The following is a 15,741-nucleotide window of genomic DNA, read 5'->3' as shown; positions in this document are numbered from 1 at the left end:
TCTAAACTGAAACCCAACCAAATACACTGATTAAATTCGGCTATTGACGATTCGGCAGCCACAAACAGTATTGCTAGGTTGAAACAACACCACAGCGTAGTCTTGGCTAGCATCGCTGTCGAGTATCTGAATACTGAGATTATGCGTGCCGGATTCACTAAAATGTAAGCTGCTGATGTATGAAAGATATTTCATGTGTTCTGGCCAATCTTTTTTTGCCACATCCTCGGATTCTGTTTTGGTTTTGACCGACACATTATAGGTCATGCTGTTGGGTTTCATACTCTGTACTTCACCCTGCATTAAAAGCATACCTGCGCTAGTGCCATCAAGATGAAAGTAACGGTAGTTAATTTGCGCATTACTCGCAGAAATGAGCACATCGACTAATAAATAAAACTTTCCATCATCTTGGGCATTATCGTTGCGATCATACAGTTCTGAACTGCAGTTAAAGATCACCGCTTTATTCGAGACTGATTGCAGGTAAATCACACCACAGGCCGCAATCAATGCGGATAGGATCAGCAGATTAATCGTCCACTTTAGCCAGTTAGCCACAGATCCCAACCTCCTGTAGCCACTGAGCATCAATAAACTCCTTAGGCCTCCTAAGATCCGCAATCTTGATATTACGGATAACAGACTGCCCAAGCTTATGACCTCGTAGTGTTATATAAAACAACTGCTTATCATGGGATAAAGAGGTATAAACGTCAGCCCAATCACTGCGTCTACAAGCGATAAGTCCTTGCCCTAAGCGTTCGCCTAACTCAAATAACAAGGTATTATTGGTTTTTGAATTGGCATATAAATACAAACGAATATGCTGACCTGATTCAAGGGGTAGCTCAGTCGACATTAAGGGTTCAGTCGGTATGCTATGGTCAATCCGGCTGATATAAAAGAGGGAAACCGCTAACATCAGACCAAAAAGTAACGACACTCCCCACCAAGAGAATGAGAGCAATCCTGTATGGTGAAGATGTCTAGGCAGTTGGCTATAGGAAGTATGCAGTAAGTAACCTTGTCCTTTGACGGTTTCTATTAAACTTTCATACTGAGGACCCAAAAAGGAGCGGAGCATAAACACCGCCCTTGCAACTGAGGTATCAGTTAAGGGAGGATGTGCGCCGTCTCCTGTCTTAAGCACATGCTTAGAAACGAGTTTTCCTTGATGCTCCACAAGTAAACTTAATACCTGTAGTTCGGCACGCGGAAGATGCCATGACTCATCTCGGGACTGCTCGACAAGCAAACCCCGATCTCGATCAAACCAGCAACCTCCCAATTGCATAACATCCCCTCAAGCTCATAAAAGTACAGGGTTAAGTCTATGCAAGATATCTAATTATTACTGTGATCTTGCTAACCCAAAGAGTGCAAATAGTTTAATTTCGTGAAACACACCTCAGGTCAGATCCAATTGGATGAAAATTTGCCTTGGCTCACAGGGATAAATCCGATTTTACACCGTAGAAATTACCAACAAATGCATTTAAATTTACATAAATACAACAAATAGAGTGATATAAGTCAGCATGCATTCGATTTAATTAATTAAAAGGTTAATTATCGTCATATAAAATCAATCATATTTTGACTATTTTGCTGATATTTCCCAGTCAAATATCCTTCTCTACAAATCACAATATTTATCCTCCTAAGCCCTAAACTCATCTCACCAATGTTGCTTTACCATTTGATAAATAAAAGTAATTACATAGAGGACATAGAAGATGAGCATGAATCGACGCCAAGCATTAACCCGTATTATCGGTATTAGCACCGCTGCAGCGGGCGCCACTCTTATGGGAACCTCAGTTCTCGCTGCGACCAATGCCGATGGTCAATATCAATTAGCTATAGGTGAAAAACTCAAATATGTGCCACTCGATCCTATGGCAACCGCAAAATTGGCCTATGAAACCGGTGGTGGTTGTATGCACCAAGTTTTTCACGCCGTTGTGACTATGCTAGCCCAGTCCAATAGTGCAGATGCCGACAAGTTCAAAACTATACCGACTGCATTAGCCGCCTATGGTTTTGCGGGGGTAACGGGTCAAGGTACGCTCTGTGGCAACCTTAATGCCATAGGTATGCTAGTGAATATTTTAGATAACATTAATGGTCAGAATAATGCGGTCATTGCCAATACCTTCCGCTACTACGAAAATACTACATTACCTTTATCCTCTGCTGAATTTGTTGCAGGTATTGGTTCTACCGCAGAAAAAACGGCCCTTGTCGGCAGTTCATCAAAAGCAAAAAGCGTTTTATGCCACTCATCAATCAGTAATTGGTCGAAAGCTTCTGGCTTATCATTTGCGAAGAAAGGTGAACGCTGTTATCGCTTATCCGCCTCGATGGCCTACTACTTAGTCGATGTATTGAACCGCGCCTATCAAGGGGAAGATATCGCCGGACTCGTTGGCAGTAAACCAACGCCCGATGCGCAAGATTGCCAAAGCTGCCATGGTAGCACTAGCACACTAGGCTCAGCGGCAAGTGTAAAAACCGATATGGAGTGCACTACTTGCCATACTGGGCATTTTAATTAAGGGGGCTGTGATGAAATACCCATTACTCGCAGTGACCTTAGCGGCACTGATGCTTGTAGGATGTGGCAGTGACAGCAATAATACGGAGGAAGAAACACCGCCGACACCACCGCCACCTCCCGTCGAAAATACAGTAAACATTGATGAAGCAACTGAGATAAATCTCAAGCTCGAGCAATTTGACTCGAGTACAGGGACAATTCAATTTTCACTGACGGATGCGCAACAAGAAGTGATCACAGCTGCAAAAACCTATGATATTTACTATTTTGGTTTTCCAGACAAGGACAAGGGTTCCTCTAATCCTAAGGCATGGAAACGCTGGCATGTTGCCCAAAGTTATCGTTGCCAAAGCCTTGGTGAATGCAGCGGCAAATTAACCGAAGTGACCAGCGGTCAATATCAATTTGAGATAGCAGGCTTAGATTGGTCGGAGCAGGATCCAAGTGGTTCAGTGGCACAAATTAAAGTCGCGATTCAGATCTACGGCGCAAAAGCCAATAACGAGCTGAGTTTAATCCAAGTTCTACCGCAATAATCCTTCTCATCATATCTCCAAACCAATAGAGGCATCCGTAGATGCCTCTATTCTTCAACTTATTTTTAGAAGATGGATGCCCTAAAACATCGCCGAATTCATCCACATATGTACCCAAATACTGGCTGCATAGCCTAACGCTATCACAGGTGTCCAACGCAGATGTGCACCAAAGGTATAAATCCCCCTAGCTTGCCCCATAAGGGCAACCCCAGCAGCACTACCGATGGATAATAAACTGCCCCCCACACCTGCAGTCAGCGTCACTAATAACCACTGCCCTAAACTCATATCTGGATTCATGGTTAGTACGGCAAACATCACCGGAATATTATCAACAACCGATGATAATAGCCCTATCGCGATGTTGGCATAGGTTACATCCCAGTGCTGATACATAGCTTCAGACACTAGGCTCAGGTAACCCATAAAACCTAAGCCACCAACACATAACACCACCCCGTAGAAGAACAACAGAGTATCCCATTCAGCGCGAGCAATACGGCTAAATACATCAAAGGGCACAACACTACCGAGTTGCTGTAAACGCAATTCATCGTGTCTTAGTTCTGCTTTAGCACGTTCGCGTGCCACCGAACGATCGAAGGTTTTACGCAAGTAAAAACCAAAAAATTGCAGAAAGCCTAGGCCTGTCATAATACCTAGCACAGGTGGCATACCAAAGAGCGAATGAGCACAAACCGCGGCTGCAATAGTAAACAGAAATAGGGCGACAATACGTTTAGCACCGGGTTTAGTGTAAACCTGTACCGTTTCAGCTTCAGGCACATAATGTGGAATAAACATACTCATAATGGCTGCAGGCAGAACAAAGTTCACTAAAGAAGGAATAAATAAATGGAAGAATTCCTCGAAGTGTACCACCCCCTTTTGCCATACCATTAACGTCGTAATATCACCAAATGGACTAAAAGCACCACCCGCATTGGCAGCTACCACAATGTTAATACAAGCAAGGGTGATAAATTTTCGGTGCCCAGCACCCACCTTCATCACCACGGCGCACATCAATAATGCAGTGGTGAGGTTATCCGCCACGGGGGAGATGAAAAAGGCCATAAACCCCGTTAGCCAAAATACGGTTCTCAAACTAAAACCACGGCCGACGAGCCAAGCACGAATAGCATCAAATAAATTACGCTCTTCCATCGCGTTGATATAGGTCATAGCAACGAGTAAAAATAACAATAATTCTGAGTATTCCAATAAGTTATGCTTAAACGCTGCCTCAGAAATTTCTGACATGCCATTTTGTGTATACACAAAACCTATCATGCCCCAAATAATTCCCGCCGCAACGAGTACGGGTTTTGACTTACGTAAGTGTGACTTTTCTTCAGTCATTACCAATAAATAGGCAATCACAAACACAAAAATAGCAATGTAACCCACTGTGGCGGTAGTTAAATTAAGACGTTCAATTCCGTCTGCCATCGCCCAAGCTGCGGGCGAAAAACCGCCTAATACTGCAACACAAAATAGGCAGAGAAATGCCATTCCACTGCCCCTAAACAACCGCTGTAATTTCATTAAGTTGATCTCTACGTGGGAATGAGTTTAGAAATTACCATACCGAGTCAATAGAAAATATTGATAAGAAGCATACTTCTGAATACCCATTGATGGCTCATTGCCTAAAAAGCATTAATTTTTGTCAATCTTACCGATGGCTTAAAGTCTGTTGACGTTTCTAGATTGATTTTGTTGGTTCTGATAAAAACCTGAAACTCACTTACGTATTAACCTAAACCTGACAATAAAAAAGCACCCATAGGTGCTTTTTGGTTATATCGATGAGACTTAGCCAATTAAAACGCGTATAGCAGCGTCATATTGGTTTCTGTGTCTGTGCTTTTCTTATTGTCCAATGGCTCACTGTTATAGCGCACAATAATCGCAAACTTCATTGCCAAGGAGCCGATAATACTTGCTGTCAACGAGGTTTCCGAGCGCGCATCTAACTTATCACCATAATCAGCGACAAAACGCTGTTGGAATTTAGAGGTATCGGTAATTTCAGTTTCAAAGTTAATCACGCCGTGGGCAACGACACTATCGTTTGAATCCTGCCCCTCTAAAACTGCCTGTTCAGAATCAAGCCGTTGGTAGATATAACCGGGACCGACTTCAACATCTAAAAAAGTTTTACTGGTATCGTAAAGTCTATGACCATAACCTGTTGCACCTGACAGGGTGTAATCGTAACCCGTAAATGGATCGACTTCGTAGTTAGCATTAGCAAACCAATAACTACGATCAGCCATCTTATAGTTACCCTGCGCGCCCGCTAAATAGCGTTTGGCAGTGACACTACCGGTATCTTCCTTGTATAAACCTTCGAGCAGGTACTGATTTTCCCAATCCCCTAACTCGTGCTTAAGATTTAAACGTCCCTTGTAGGATGAAGTATCCGTATTACCTGTGGTTAAGGTTGCACCTAACTCGGCTTCACCAGCGAATGTCTTGTCGCCTTTGACAAAATCAGCCCCTGCATTAGCCATAAAAGGTGCAGCCATTAATATCGCTGCGGTCAGTACTTTCTTCATGTCCATCCGTTCCTATTTCGTTGTACCAATCTTATTAAGTATCCGTTCGGCCCAGCACAGCCGGATAAATACATCTTGATAGGGTTAGTACTCCTAAAAAATGCGCGCAATACTAACATTTACGATTCAGAAATGAAAATCGCACCTATTTTAGGCATAAAAAAACCCGCTTAAAGCGGGTTTTTAGTTAGCCTAAAGCTTACATGTTGATCTGAGGATCTAACGCACCTGACTGGTAGGCTTTATACATTGCTTGTAAAGACAATGGTTTAATCTTAGAGGCTTGACCAGCACAACCAAAGGCTTCATAACGAATGGTACAAATATCCGCCATCGCTTCCATTGACGCTTTTAGGAATTTACGTGGGTCAAATTCACTTGGATGTTCTGCCAAATATTTACGTACAGCACCTGTTGAGGCCAGACGTAAATCGGTATCGATGTTAACTTTACGCACACCGTGTTTAATACCTTCAACGATTTCTTCTAATGGTACACCGTAGGTTTCTGGGATCTGACCGCCATACTGGTTGATGATCTGCAGCCATTCTTGTGGTACAGAAGATGAACCATGCATCACTAAGTGAGTATTCGGAATGCGGGCATGGATTTCTTTGATACGGTCAATACGCAGCACATCGCCCGTCGGTTTACGACTAAACTTGTACGCACCGTGACTAGTACCAATCGCAATAGCGAGTGCATCGACATGGGTATCGGCAACAAAACGCACCGCTTCTTCAGGGCTAGTCAGCATTTGGTCGTGGCTTAATGTGCCCACTGCACCAATACCGTCTTCTTCACCTGCTTGACCTGTTTCTAGGCTACCTAAACAGCCAATTTCACCTTCTACCGACACGCCACAGGCGTGGGCAAAAGCCACTGTTCTGCGGGTTACATCGACGTTGTACTCGTACGATGCGGGTGTTTTACCGTCGGCCATTAACGAGCCATCCATCATCACAGATGACATGCCTAATTGGATAGAACGCTGACAGATATCAGGATCAGTACCGTGATCTTGGTGAATACACACCGGAATATCAGGATACTGCTCAAGGGCTGCGGTCATTAGATATTTTAAGAACTGTGGGCGCGCATATTTACGTGCACCAGCCGAAGCTTGCACAATAACAGGGCTGTCTGTCGCTTCAGCGGCCTGCATGATCGCACGCATCTGTTCTAAGTTGTTTACGTTAAACGCAGGCACACCATATCCATGTTCTGCCGCGTGGTCGAGTAGTTGTCGTAGGGAAATTAACGCCATTTTTTTAACTCCAATAATAGGGTGAGTTCACTCACCGAGGTCGCTATCGTTTGGATGGATTTTGATGCTCATCCACTTAAGCACTGGCTATAAATGCTTGTCAACACCAAAGAGGATGAGCGGTTTTTATAATTCTTTTGTTATCAATCGCGGCGTCTTATGCGCCGCTTTCTGAAGCTTAATCCTTAGGCGCCACGTTTTTCTAACATAGCCACAGCGGGTAATTCTTTACCTTCGAGGAACTCAAGGAAAGCGCCACCGCCAGTTGAAATATAAGAGACTTTATCGGCAATACCGTATTTATCAACCGCAGCTAAGGTGTCACCGCCGCCAGCGATAGAGAAAGCTTTTGAATCGGCAATTGCCTGGGCGATACGCTGAGTACCTTCACCAAATTGGTCGAATTCAAACACCCCTACTGGGCCGTTCCATACGATAGTGCCAGCAGATTCGATGATTTTAGCTAAGGCTTCTGCGCTGTCTGGGCCGATATCAAAAATCATATCGCTATCACCCACTTCACTCACCGATTTTAAGGTTGCCGCCGCAGTTGGGCTAAACTCACTCGCCACCACTACATCGGTCGGCACGGGAATATCGGCACCGCGACTCTTAGCGTTGGCCACTAAACGTTTCGCTTCGTCGATCAAATCCGCTTCATAAAGCGATTTACCGACATTGTAGCCCGCCGCCGCGATGAAAGTATTAGCAATACCGCCACCAACAACGAGCTGATCTACTATGCCTGATAGACTTTCTAACACTGTCAGCTTAGTTGACACTTTAGAGCCACCGACAATCGCCACCATAGGACGTGCTGGATTATCTAGCGCTTTGCCTAATGCATCTAATTCTTGTGCCAATAATGGACCCGCACAGGCGATCGGCGCAAACATACCCACACCGTGGGTCGATGCTTGGGCGCGGTGCGCAGTACCAAAAGCGTCCATCACATAGACATCACAAAGAGCGGCCATTTTCTTAGATAGCGCTTCGTTGTTTTTGCCTTCGCCAACGTTAAAACGCACGTTTTCAAATACCACGACTTCACCGACGGCAACTTCAACGCCATCTAAATAGTCGGTTGCTAAACGCACAGGGCAAGACAGGGCTTTTGCCAAATAATCAACCACAGGTTGCAGAGAATATTCGGCATTGTACTCACCTTCAGTCGGACGACCTAGGTGGGACATCACCATCACAGCCGCACCTTTTTCAAGGGCCAGCTCGATAGTGGGTAGAGAGGCGCGCAGACGTGCATCACTGGTGACGACGCCATTGCTGACAGGGACATTGAGATCTTCGCGGATAAGCACGCGCTTACCTTGTAGATCCAAATCTGACATGTTGATAATTGCCATGGTAACGCTTCCTTTTATAATCAAAAAACAAACTGGTTTCACACTCGGGAAGTTGCCACCTTTGCCATTCGACATCCCGTCGAATTGGGGCATTTTAACTTAAGCCAAATGTGTAAAAATCTTTAATCGCTATGCTTTGCCGCGATCATCGCTAAACTCGTATCTAACATACGATTGGCAAAGCCCCACTCGTTATCGCACCAAAGCAATAACTTTACTAACTGCCCTGCACTCACGCGAGTCTGGGTACCATCAACAATGCTGGAGCGGGGATCATGGTTGAAATCGCATGATACCAAGGGCTCATCAGTATAGCCTAAGATGCCGTTAAATCGTCCATTGGCTGCCAATTCTAATACTTGGTTCACAGTAGCAATATCAACGGTTTTTTCTAAGGTCACAGACAAATCAATAGCGGTCACGTTAATGGTTGGCACGCGCACCGAAATCGCTTCAAACTTGTCCTTCATATGCGGCAAAATCCGCTCAATTCCCCGGGCAAGTTTAGTGTCTACGGGGATGATCGATTGGCCAGCGGCGCGGGTGCGACGCAGATCATCATGATAAGCATCAATCACTTGCTGATCGTTCATCGCGGAATGGATAGTGGTAATAGCACCGCTTTTCACACCAAAGTGTTTATCGAGCACATCAATCACAGGAACAATACAGTTAGTGGTACAAGAAGCATTAGAGACAACGGTATGTTCGGCGCGCAGTAAATCGTGATTGACACCATAGACGATGGTGCCATCGACATCGGCCGAGGATGGATGACTGATAAGCACGCGTTTAGCGCCAGCGCAGATATGGGCTTCACAGCTTTGACGGTCTAATAATACGCCTGTGGCTTCATACACTATGTCTATGTCCATCTCGTGCCAAGGGAGCTTTGCAGGATCTGGCTCATGGAGAATGCTAATGGCATCGTCACCGATCAACATATGATTATCGACAAGCTTTACTTTGTGTTGAAACCGACCGTGGGTGGTATCGTACTGGGTCAGGTGAATAATGGCTTCAGGTTTAGCTAATTCGTTAATCGCGACAATCTGTATTTGCTGACGTTTTCCCGACTCATATAAAGCACGAAGGATAGAGCGGCCGATACGACCATAACCATTAATAGCGACTCGGATCATTGAGGTCTCAGCTTCCTCTAAATACAAAAACGGCCTGCAAACGATTGCAGGCCGTATTATACAGATTAACACTTCAAAAGTTTAACCTTTTGTATTTAATCTAATCCTTTGGCTGATTAGCCTAGTGATTTTGCTGCATTCAGCACATTTTCAACGGTGAAACCGAAGTGATTCAGCAATACATTACCAGGCGCAGACTCACCAAAGGTGGTCATACCAACGACAGTGCCTTCAAACCCTACATACTTGTACCAGAAGTCGGTATGAGCCGCTTCGATAGCCACACGTTTAGTCACAGCACGGGGTAATACTGACTCTTTATAAGCCGCATCTTGCTTATCGAACTCAGTCGTTGATGGCATAGAAACCACGCGAACTTGTTTACCTTGTTCGGTTAACGCAGCCGCAGCATCCACCGCCAGTTGCACTTCACTACCTGTGGCAATCAATATTAGCTCTGGTGTACCCGCACAATCTTTCAGCACGTAAGCACCTTTAGCCACATTGGCTAACTGCTCAGCGCTGCGCGCTTGGGCTTTGAGATTTTGACGGCTGAAGATAAGTGATGTTGGCGCGTGACGACGCTCAATCGCAGCCTTCCAAGAAACCGCCGTTTCTGCCGCATCACATGGGCGCCATACCGCCATATTTGGCGTCATACGCAGGTTTGCTAACTGCTCAACGGGTTGATGTGTTGGGCCATCTTCACCTTGACCGATTGAGTCATGGGTATAAACGAAGATGTTTTGAATCCCCATCAATGCCGACATACGCACTGCGTTACGGGCATACTCCATAAACATCATGAAAGTGGCACCGTAGTTGATAAAACCACCGTGAAGTGACACACCGTTCATAATGCCGCTCATGCCGAACTCGCGCACACCGTAGTACACATAGTTACCCGCTGGATCATCTTGAATACCCTTAGAACCTGACCATAGGGTTAAGTTAGACCCCGCTAAGTCAGCAGAACCGCCTAACAGTTCAGGCAACATAGCACCAAAAGCACCGATAGCATTTTGTGAGGCTTTGCGGCTCGCAATGCCTTCCGCTTTGTCCTGTGATGCTTGAACAAATGCCTGTGCTTTTTCTTCAAAATCAGCAGGTAATTCACCCTTCAGTACACGGCGCTCATATTCAGCAGCCAGTTCTGGGTACGCTTTAGCGTAAGCGGCGAACTTCTCGTTCCAAGCGGCCTCACGGGCAGCACCGGCTTCTTTGGCATCCCAACCGGCATAAACGTCAGCTGGGATTTCAAATGGAGCATGTGGCCAACCAAGGAATTCACGGGCTGCTGCGATTTCTGCATCACCTAATGGCGCGCCGTGACAATCGTGACTACCAGATTTATTTGGAGAGCCAAAACCGATCACGGTTTTGCAGCAAATCATAGTCGGTTTATCGGTAACGGCTTTTGCCGCTTCAATTGCCGCACGAATCGCATCGCTATCATGACCATCGACGTTAGCAATCACGTGCCAACCGTAAGCTTCAAAACGCTTTGGCGTATCATCGGTAAACCAGCCTTCAACATGACCGTCGATAGAAATACCATTGTCATCCCAAAATGCGACCAGTTTGCCTAGGCCTAAAGTTCCAGCTAATGAACAGGCTTCATGGGAAATACCTTCCATTAAACAGCCGTCACCTAAGAAACAGTAAGTGTAGTGATCAACGATATCGTGACCATCGCGGTTAAACTGCGCCGCTAAAGTTCTTTCAGCAATCGCCATACCGACTGCGTTGCTAATGCCCGCACCTAATGGACCCGTTGTGGTTTCAACACCTGGGGTATAACCGTATTCAGGGTGACCCGGCGTTTTTGAATGTAATTGACGGAACTGCTTCAGTTCATCAATCGGTAACTCATAACCCGTCAGGTGGAGTAAAGAGTAGATCAGCATAGAGCCGTGACCGTTAGAGAGGATAAAACGATCTCTATCTACCCATTTCGGATTGTTCGGATTGTGCTTAAGGAAATCATTCCACAGCACTTCAGCAATGTCTGCCATGCCCATTGGGGCGCCGGGGTGGCCTGAATTTGCTTTTTGAACTGCATCCATACTTAATGCACGGATTGCGTTGGCGAGTACTTTACGGGAAGACATGCTCTCTCCTGCTTAATTTGTGGGGTCTAGCGGGCAATTTGGATGCATATTTTCCCCTACATAAAGGGATGACGCAAACGAAAAATGCACCTAAAAACCCAAGTTGGGCCTATTTAAAGCACTAAGATTGGCGTAATCCCATTATTATAGCCAGCAAATATGTGACATTAGTCATACAAATAAACAAATAGAGATAATTTATTTGTCAATCAAGCCTCAATTCCCCAAGGGAGAAAATAGCCTAAACTAGGGCGTGCAGATCCTAAAACTAACTAAGGAATGATGTAAGGGAAATCATAATTTCTACTTTAATTCATTAAGTTAACTATTTAGCTCATACCGATAGTGATAATGATAATTTGGGGCACACCTCACTTTACACACAAATATTTAGCTTAGGGGGTGTCATCAAAGTGAAATTCCACTAAAATAGCCGTCTAGATGTAGATGCTTCTACACGTTTGAATGCTAACGACGAGATTTTCCTACTATGGCAAAGCACTTGTTTACTTCTGAGTCGGTCTCAGAAGGTCATCCCGATAAAATTGCAGATCAGATTTCTGATGCTGTGCTAGATGCAATTCTGGCCCAAGATCCTAAAGCACGCGTGGCGTGTGAAACCTACGTCAAAACTGGCATGGTATTAGTGGGTGGTGAAGTGACCACCTCTGCCTGGGTTGATATTGAAGAGCTGACCCGTAAAACGGTTCGCGAAATTGGTTATACCCATTCAGACATGGGTTTTGATGCCGATTCTTGCGCCGTATTAAACGCCATTGGTAAACAGTCTCCCGACATTAACCAAGGTGTTGATCGCGCCGATCCGAAAGAGCAAGGCGCAGGCGACCAAGGACTGATGTTTGGTTATGCCAGTAATGAAACTGACATTCTGATGCCAGCACCTATCACCTATGCCCACGCATTAGTGAAGCGCCAATCAGAAGTGCGTAAAGATGGTACCCTGCCTTGGTTACGTCCAGATGCGAAAAGCCAAGTCACCTTCGCCTACGAAAACAACAAAATTGTTGGGATCGATGCGATTGTACTTTCAACCCAGCACAGCCCAAGCATTAACCAAGCGGATTTGATCGAAGGCGTGATGGAAACCATCATCAAACCTGTACTGCCCGCACAATGGTTAAGCAAAGACACTAAATACTTCATCAACCCAACAGGCCGTTTTGTTATCGGTGGACCTATGGGTGACTGTGGCTTAACAGGTCGTAAGATCATCGTTGATACCTACGGTGGTATGGCGCGTCACGGTGGTGGTGCATTCTCTGGTAAAGACCCATCGAAAGTTGACCGTAGCGCGGCTTATGCTGCCCGTTATGTGGCTAAGAACATAGTTGCAGCAGGTCTTGCTGACCGCTGCGAACTGCAAGTGTCTTACGCTATTGGCGTAGCAGAACCGACGTCTATCAGTATCGAAACCTTCGGTACGGGTAAAGTGTCTGAAGAAGTGCTGATCAAATTAGTGCGTCAACACTTCGACCTACGCCCATACGGTCTGACAGAAATGCTAAATCTTGCGCGTCCGATTTATCAAGCGACTGCCGCTTATGGCCACTTTGGTCGCAGCGAATTCCCATGGGAAGCGACGGATAAAGCCGAAGCACTGCGCGCTGACGCTGGCTTATAATCTTTATATTAAAATGTATAAAAAACCGCTACCCAGCGGTTTTTTTATGCCTGCAATTTGGATTCCCCAAAGCAAGATAATTGTATCGCCAGTTGTGCAGCATTCATTATCATTGCTTCCTCAGTGACTCGCCGCCTCTTTGTTTAACAAAAAGCGTACCTAAGGGCTCAACTAAAACATCCTGTTTTAGAAGGTCACAGGTGCAACAATGCCAATCTTAACTAACCCTCTAGCTGTTCGTTCAGCGAAAAAGCTATTGCCCCAAGTGTGTTTCGTAGTTTGAATGCTTTAATCAAAATCAAAGTCGTGGGGCTTCACCCCACACCCGACCAAGGAGGACTGCTCGTCCTATCCTCCTTGGATGCTCCAAGACGCCCCCAACGGAGTTGAAAGCCCCTTGTGCTCATTGACAAATTTGCTATCGCTTCCGAAGGATGCGTCCCTGCACCTGCGAAAGCTAGTCGGTCATCCATGACCGAACTCACGCAATTTGTCTATTCGCCCTGCGGCAACTCCGAGGGGAGGTGTATTCCTTGGAGTTTTGAGTCGTTAGATAGCGATTCATCAGCAAAAAATAAGCGTGAAAGAACGAGAAAGGTAAAACGATATCAAGTGATTACCCATCAAACTGTATAAAAAACCGCTACCGCAAAAAAGCAAATTCCTATAGCATCATTTATACCAATCTACTTGGATGTGACTGCGGCCATATTTGAGATTTAGTAAACAAGCGATTTATGCCCTGCAAACAGCGCAGTGCATAAATACTTAAGACGTTATATGTTTCAAATTAGATTCCGAGGATTTAAATATGGACAAAGATCTAGATAAACATCGTGTTATTGGTATCCGTCACGCTTTAAGAGCATTTAAAGATGATGGTCTGATTGATGAAAAAATAAACTTCCCCAAAGATGCTAGTGATGAAGTCAAAAGGCTAATCATTGAGACTGCACTGAAATTTTATGAGCTTGGCGCAGAGGTAGGTGTATATAAAACTCTCAACTACATAGGCGACGAGAAGTTTCAAACTTATAAACGGAATGGTCAGCGATACATAACAGCAAATGTTAAAAGTATTCAGTGGCAACATACCTTTCCTGTACAGGCAGGGCTTGCAGAAGAAAAGCAAGTTAAAAACATCAAAATTACTATAGATAAACTCGGCTTCGAGTAAGCATATAACAATGCGCATCACTCGCTCCCGTTGGTCGCTGGGATGCCAACCCACTGCACGGCGCGTGTGCTTAGCGTTATACGAACTCAAGCATGAACAGAATCAGTCAGAATATTCAAAGCTACCTTTTAGATTTCGGCTTAAGCAATGTGAGTGGAAGCCCATATGATAATGCTTACGACGTTTTCAAAAAGAACAAGAATGAAATTAACCTAGTCGTCATGGGAACAAACGGAAACATGACCGATTATAAGAAAACTAATAAAGAATGGGTTTCTGAAAGATCTAGAAATTCCGATTACTGCCACCTGTCTAAGGGTAACTGGGGTAAATCTCCTCTTCGTGAGGAGCTTTTAAAGCTACCGAGCGTATTAAATGACTATTACGGAGATGAAACTTTCGATAAATCAAGGATGATACTAACTAACGGACTTCTTCTAGCTTCTGAAGGAGTTTCCGATATCCCCAATAGATTCAAACAGCTAAAAGAGAAAAACACCGATTTCAGTCGTATTGGTGATATCGTAAAGTCTTCAATGGACTTTTTTCACAACTGCACCTTATCTTTGTCCAGCCCAAGCGTTATTTTCGCATATGGAAATGCTGACTCTGGTCACTCTGCATGGAAATATCTAACCCAGTATTACAAAGTAAAAAGCGACATTATATCTATACCCAAGGGGAATACTGGCCACTACAAATTCTGTTCAATTACTATTGGAGATAGAAAAGTTCATGTAATAGGCTCACCTCATCCATCCTACGGGTATAACCATCTAGAAAGCGACTTAATCAGCAAAGGTCTTTCAAAAATTGCTTGAGACCACCAAGCGTATTACAAGCATATTAAAGCCGACTCATTACACGCTTGCTGGGTCGGCATAGGGTCGAAAAGACTAGCAAGCGTATAATGGGCACCATATGTGAGCGTTAACTCATACAAATTTTAATCTGAAACATACCAATCGGAGCATTAGTCCTAGCTCGTTTTTATCCCAAAACGAGAGTCACATATCTGCTTTAAAACAAACAGGCTACACCGATGTTAAACAGGTGAGCCATGGTGATTAGCCAGACGACCGTCCGCCCCATGGACGGGGCGGTCGAGCATCCACGGATGGACTAGCTGCGTCTCGTCGAGCAAATACCATGGTTCGCCCTTCAATATGGGCCTGCATTTAATAACCAAACAATAAGTCATTTAGTGGTATTAGCCCTTCTATATTTAACGCTCTTCTGTCCAATACCGAGTTCGTGATAGTTGCTATATGATTTAAAATCACAGTAATGATTATTGAATCGCGTAATGTCTTTAGTGCTTTTATAAAACAAAAACACCCAATTTTAAGGACGGAATCTAAGTGAACTTTGACGT

13 protein-coding genes are annotated in these 15,741 nt (G+C 44.7%); 5 read left to right on the top strand and 8 right to left on the bottom strand.

Annotated features, from left to right (window positions below):
* Positions 1-30: 30 nt before the first annotated feature.
* Both L2744_RS00880 and L2744_RS00875 read right to left on the bottom strand, forming a co-directional pair.
* Positions 31-561, bottom strand: a complete 531-nt coding sequence (locus tag L2744_RS00880) for a hypothetical protein (RefSeq protein ID WP_248990274.1) — start codon at positions 559-561, stop codon at positions 31-33.
* Positions 554-1,297, bottom strand: a complete 744-nt coding sequence (locus L2744_RS00875) for a winged helix-turn-helix domain-containing protein (protein WP_248990273.1) — start codon at positions 1,295-1,297, stop codon at positions 554-556. Before L2744_RS00875 ends, L2744_RS00880 begins: the two co-directional genes overlap by 8 nt.
* 442 nt (positions 1,298-1,739) lie before the next feature.
* On the opposite strand from L2744_RS00875, the gene L2744_RS00870 reads away from it, so the two are divergent.
* Positions 1,740-2,561 (top strand): cytochrome c3 family protein, encoded by an 822-nt coding sequence (locus tag L2744_RS00870; protein WP_248990272.1) that lies wholly within the window; start codon positions 1,740-1,742, stop codon positions 2,559-2,561.
* Between the two features lie 10 nt (positions 2,562-2,571).
* Complete coding sequence (locus tag L2744_RS00865) at positions 2,572-3,099, top strand: hypothetical protein (protein WP_248990271.1); 528 nt, start codon at positions 2,572-2,574, stop codon at positions 3,097-3,099.
* Between the two features lie 81 nt (positions 3,100-3,180).
* Here L2744_RS00865 and nhaD read toward each other — a convergent pair whose 3' ends face one another.
* From nhaD to tkt, 6 genes are all read right to left on the bottom strand, one after another.
* Positions 3,181-4,650 (bottom strand): sodium:proton antiporter NhaD, encoded by a 1,470-nt coding sequence (nhaD, locus tag L2744_RS00860; RefSeq protein WP_248990270.1) that lies wholly within the window; start codon positions 4,648-4,650, stop codon positions 3,181-3,183.
* Positions 4,651-4,928: 278 nt separating this feature from the next.
* Positions 4,929-5,666, bottom strand: coding sequence for a DUF481 domain-containing protein (locus tag L2744_RS00855; RefSeq protein WP_248990269.1), 738 nt, complete (start codon positions 5,664-5,666; stop codon positions 4,929-4,931).
* Between the two features lie 199 nt (positions 5,667-5,865).
* Positions 5,866-6,933: a class II fructose-bisphosphate aldolase gene (fba, locus tag L2744_RS00850; RefSeq protein WP_248990268.1), complete on the bottom strand. Its 1,068-nt coding sequence runs from the start codon at positions 6,931-6,933 to the stop codon at positions 5,866-5,868.
* 185 nt (positions 6,934-7,118) lie between these two features.
* Positions 7,119-8,294 carry a phosphoglycerate kinase gene (locus tag L2744_RS00845; RefSeq protein WP_248990267.1) on the bottom strand — a complete coding sequence of 392 codons (1,176 nt, stop codon included), beginning with the start codon at positions 8,292-8,294 and terminating at the stop codon, positions 7,119-7,121.
* Positions 8,295-8,416: 122 nt separating this feature from the next.
* The gene (gene epd / locus L2744_RS00840; RefSeq protein WP_248990266.1) at positions 8,417-9,436 is read right to left on the bottom strand and encodes an erythrose-4-phosphate dehydrogenase; all 1,020 of its coding nucleotides are present in this window, start codon (positions 9,434-9,436) and stop codon (positions 8,417-8,419) included.
* A 116-nt stretch (positions 9,437-9,552) separates the two neighbouring features.
* The gene (tkt, locus tag L2744_RS00835) at positions 9,553-11,547 is read right to left on the bottom strand and encodes a transketolase (protein WP_248990265.1); all 1,995 of its coding nucleotides are present in this window, start codon (positions 11,545-11,547) and stop codon (positions 9,553-9,555) included.
* Between the two features lie 490 nt (positions 11,548-12,037).
* On the opposite strand from tkt, the gene metK reads away from it, so the two are divergent.
* The 3 genes from metK to L2744_RS00820 all read left to right on the top strand — a co-directional run bounded on the left by metK (position 12,038) and on the right by L2744_RS00820 (position 15,187).
* Positions 12,038-13,189: a methionine adenosyltransferase gene (metK, locus tag L2744_RS00830; protein ID WP_248990264.1), complete on the top strand. Its 1,152-nt coding sequence runs from the start codon at positions 12,038-12,040 to the stop codon at positions 13,187-13,189.
* An 811-nt stretch (positions 13,190-14,000) separates the two neighbouring features.
* Entirely contained in the window at positions 14,001-14,366 is a 366-nt protein-coding gene (locus L2744_RS00825; RefSeq protein ID WP_248990263.1) for a hypothetical protein, read from the top strand.
* 92 nt (positions 14,367-14,458) lie between these two features.
* Entirely contained in the window at positions 14,459-15,187 is a 729-nt protein-coding gene (locus L2744_RS00820; protein WP_248990262.1) for a hypothetical protein, read from the top strand.
* Positions 15,188-15,741 lie beyond the last annotated feature (554 nt).

Origin of the sequence: Shewanella profunda (assembly GCF_023283765.1) — a bacterium.
Classification (GTDB): domain Bacteria; phylum Pseudomonadota; class Gammaproteobacteria; order Enterobacterales; family Shewanellaceae; genus Shewanella; species Shewanella profunda.
Note: the sequence above shows the minus strand (reverse complement) of the source record. Positions and strands in the feature narration are given on the sequence as shown.

Excerpts from the sequence above, each read along its gene's own strand:
- epd (WP_248990266.1), bottom strand. The coding sequence starts at position 9,436 with ATGATCCGAGTCGCTATTAATGGTTATGGTCGTATCGGCCGCTCTATC.
- L2744_RS00855 (WP_248990269.1), bottom strand. The coding sequence starts at position 5,666 with ATGAAGAAAGTACTGACCGCAGCGATATTAATGGCTGCACCTTTTATG.
- tkt (WP_248990265.1), bottom strand. The coding sequence starts at position 11,547 with ATGTCTTCCCGTAAAGTACTCGCCAACGCAATCCGTGCATTAAGTATG.
- metK (WP_248990264.1), top strand. The coding sequence starts at position 12,038 with ATGGCAAAGCACTTGTTTACTTCTGAGTCGGTCTCAGAAGGTCATCCC.
- L2744_RS00825 (WP_248990263.1), top strand. The coding sequence starts at position 14,001 with ATGGACAAAGATCTAGATAAACATCGTGTTATTGGTATCCGTCACGCT.
- L2744_RS00875 (WP_248990273.1), bottom strand. The coding sequence starts at position 1,297 with ATGCAATTGGGAGGTTGCTGGTTTGATCGAGATCGGGGTTTGCTTGTC.
- fba (WP_248990268.1), bottom strand. The coding sequence starts at position 6,933 with ATGGCGTTAATTTCCCTACGACAACTACTCGACCACGCGGCAGAACAT.
- nhaD (WP_248990270.1), bottom strand. The coding sequence starts at position 4,650 with ATGAAATTACAGCGGTTGTTTAGGGGCAGTGGAATGGCATTTCTCTGC.
- L2744_RS00820 (WP_248990262.1), top strand. The coding sequence starts at position 14,459 with ATGAACAGAATCAGTCAGAATATTCAAAGCTACCTTTTAGATTTCGGC.
- L2744_RS00865 (WP_248990271.1), top strand. The coding sequence starts at position 2,572 with ATGAAATACCCATTACTCGCAGTGACCTTAGCGGCACTGATGCTTGTA.
- L2744_RS00845 (WP_248990267.1), bottom strand. The coding sequence starts at position 8,294 with ATGGCAATTATCAACATGTCAGATTTGGATCTACAAGGTAAGCGCGTG.
- L2744_RS00870 (WP_248990272.1), top strand. The coding sequence starts at position 1,740 with ATGAGCATGAATCGACGCCAAGCATTAACCCGTATTATCGGTATTAGC.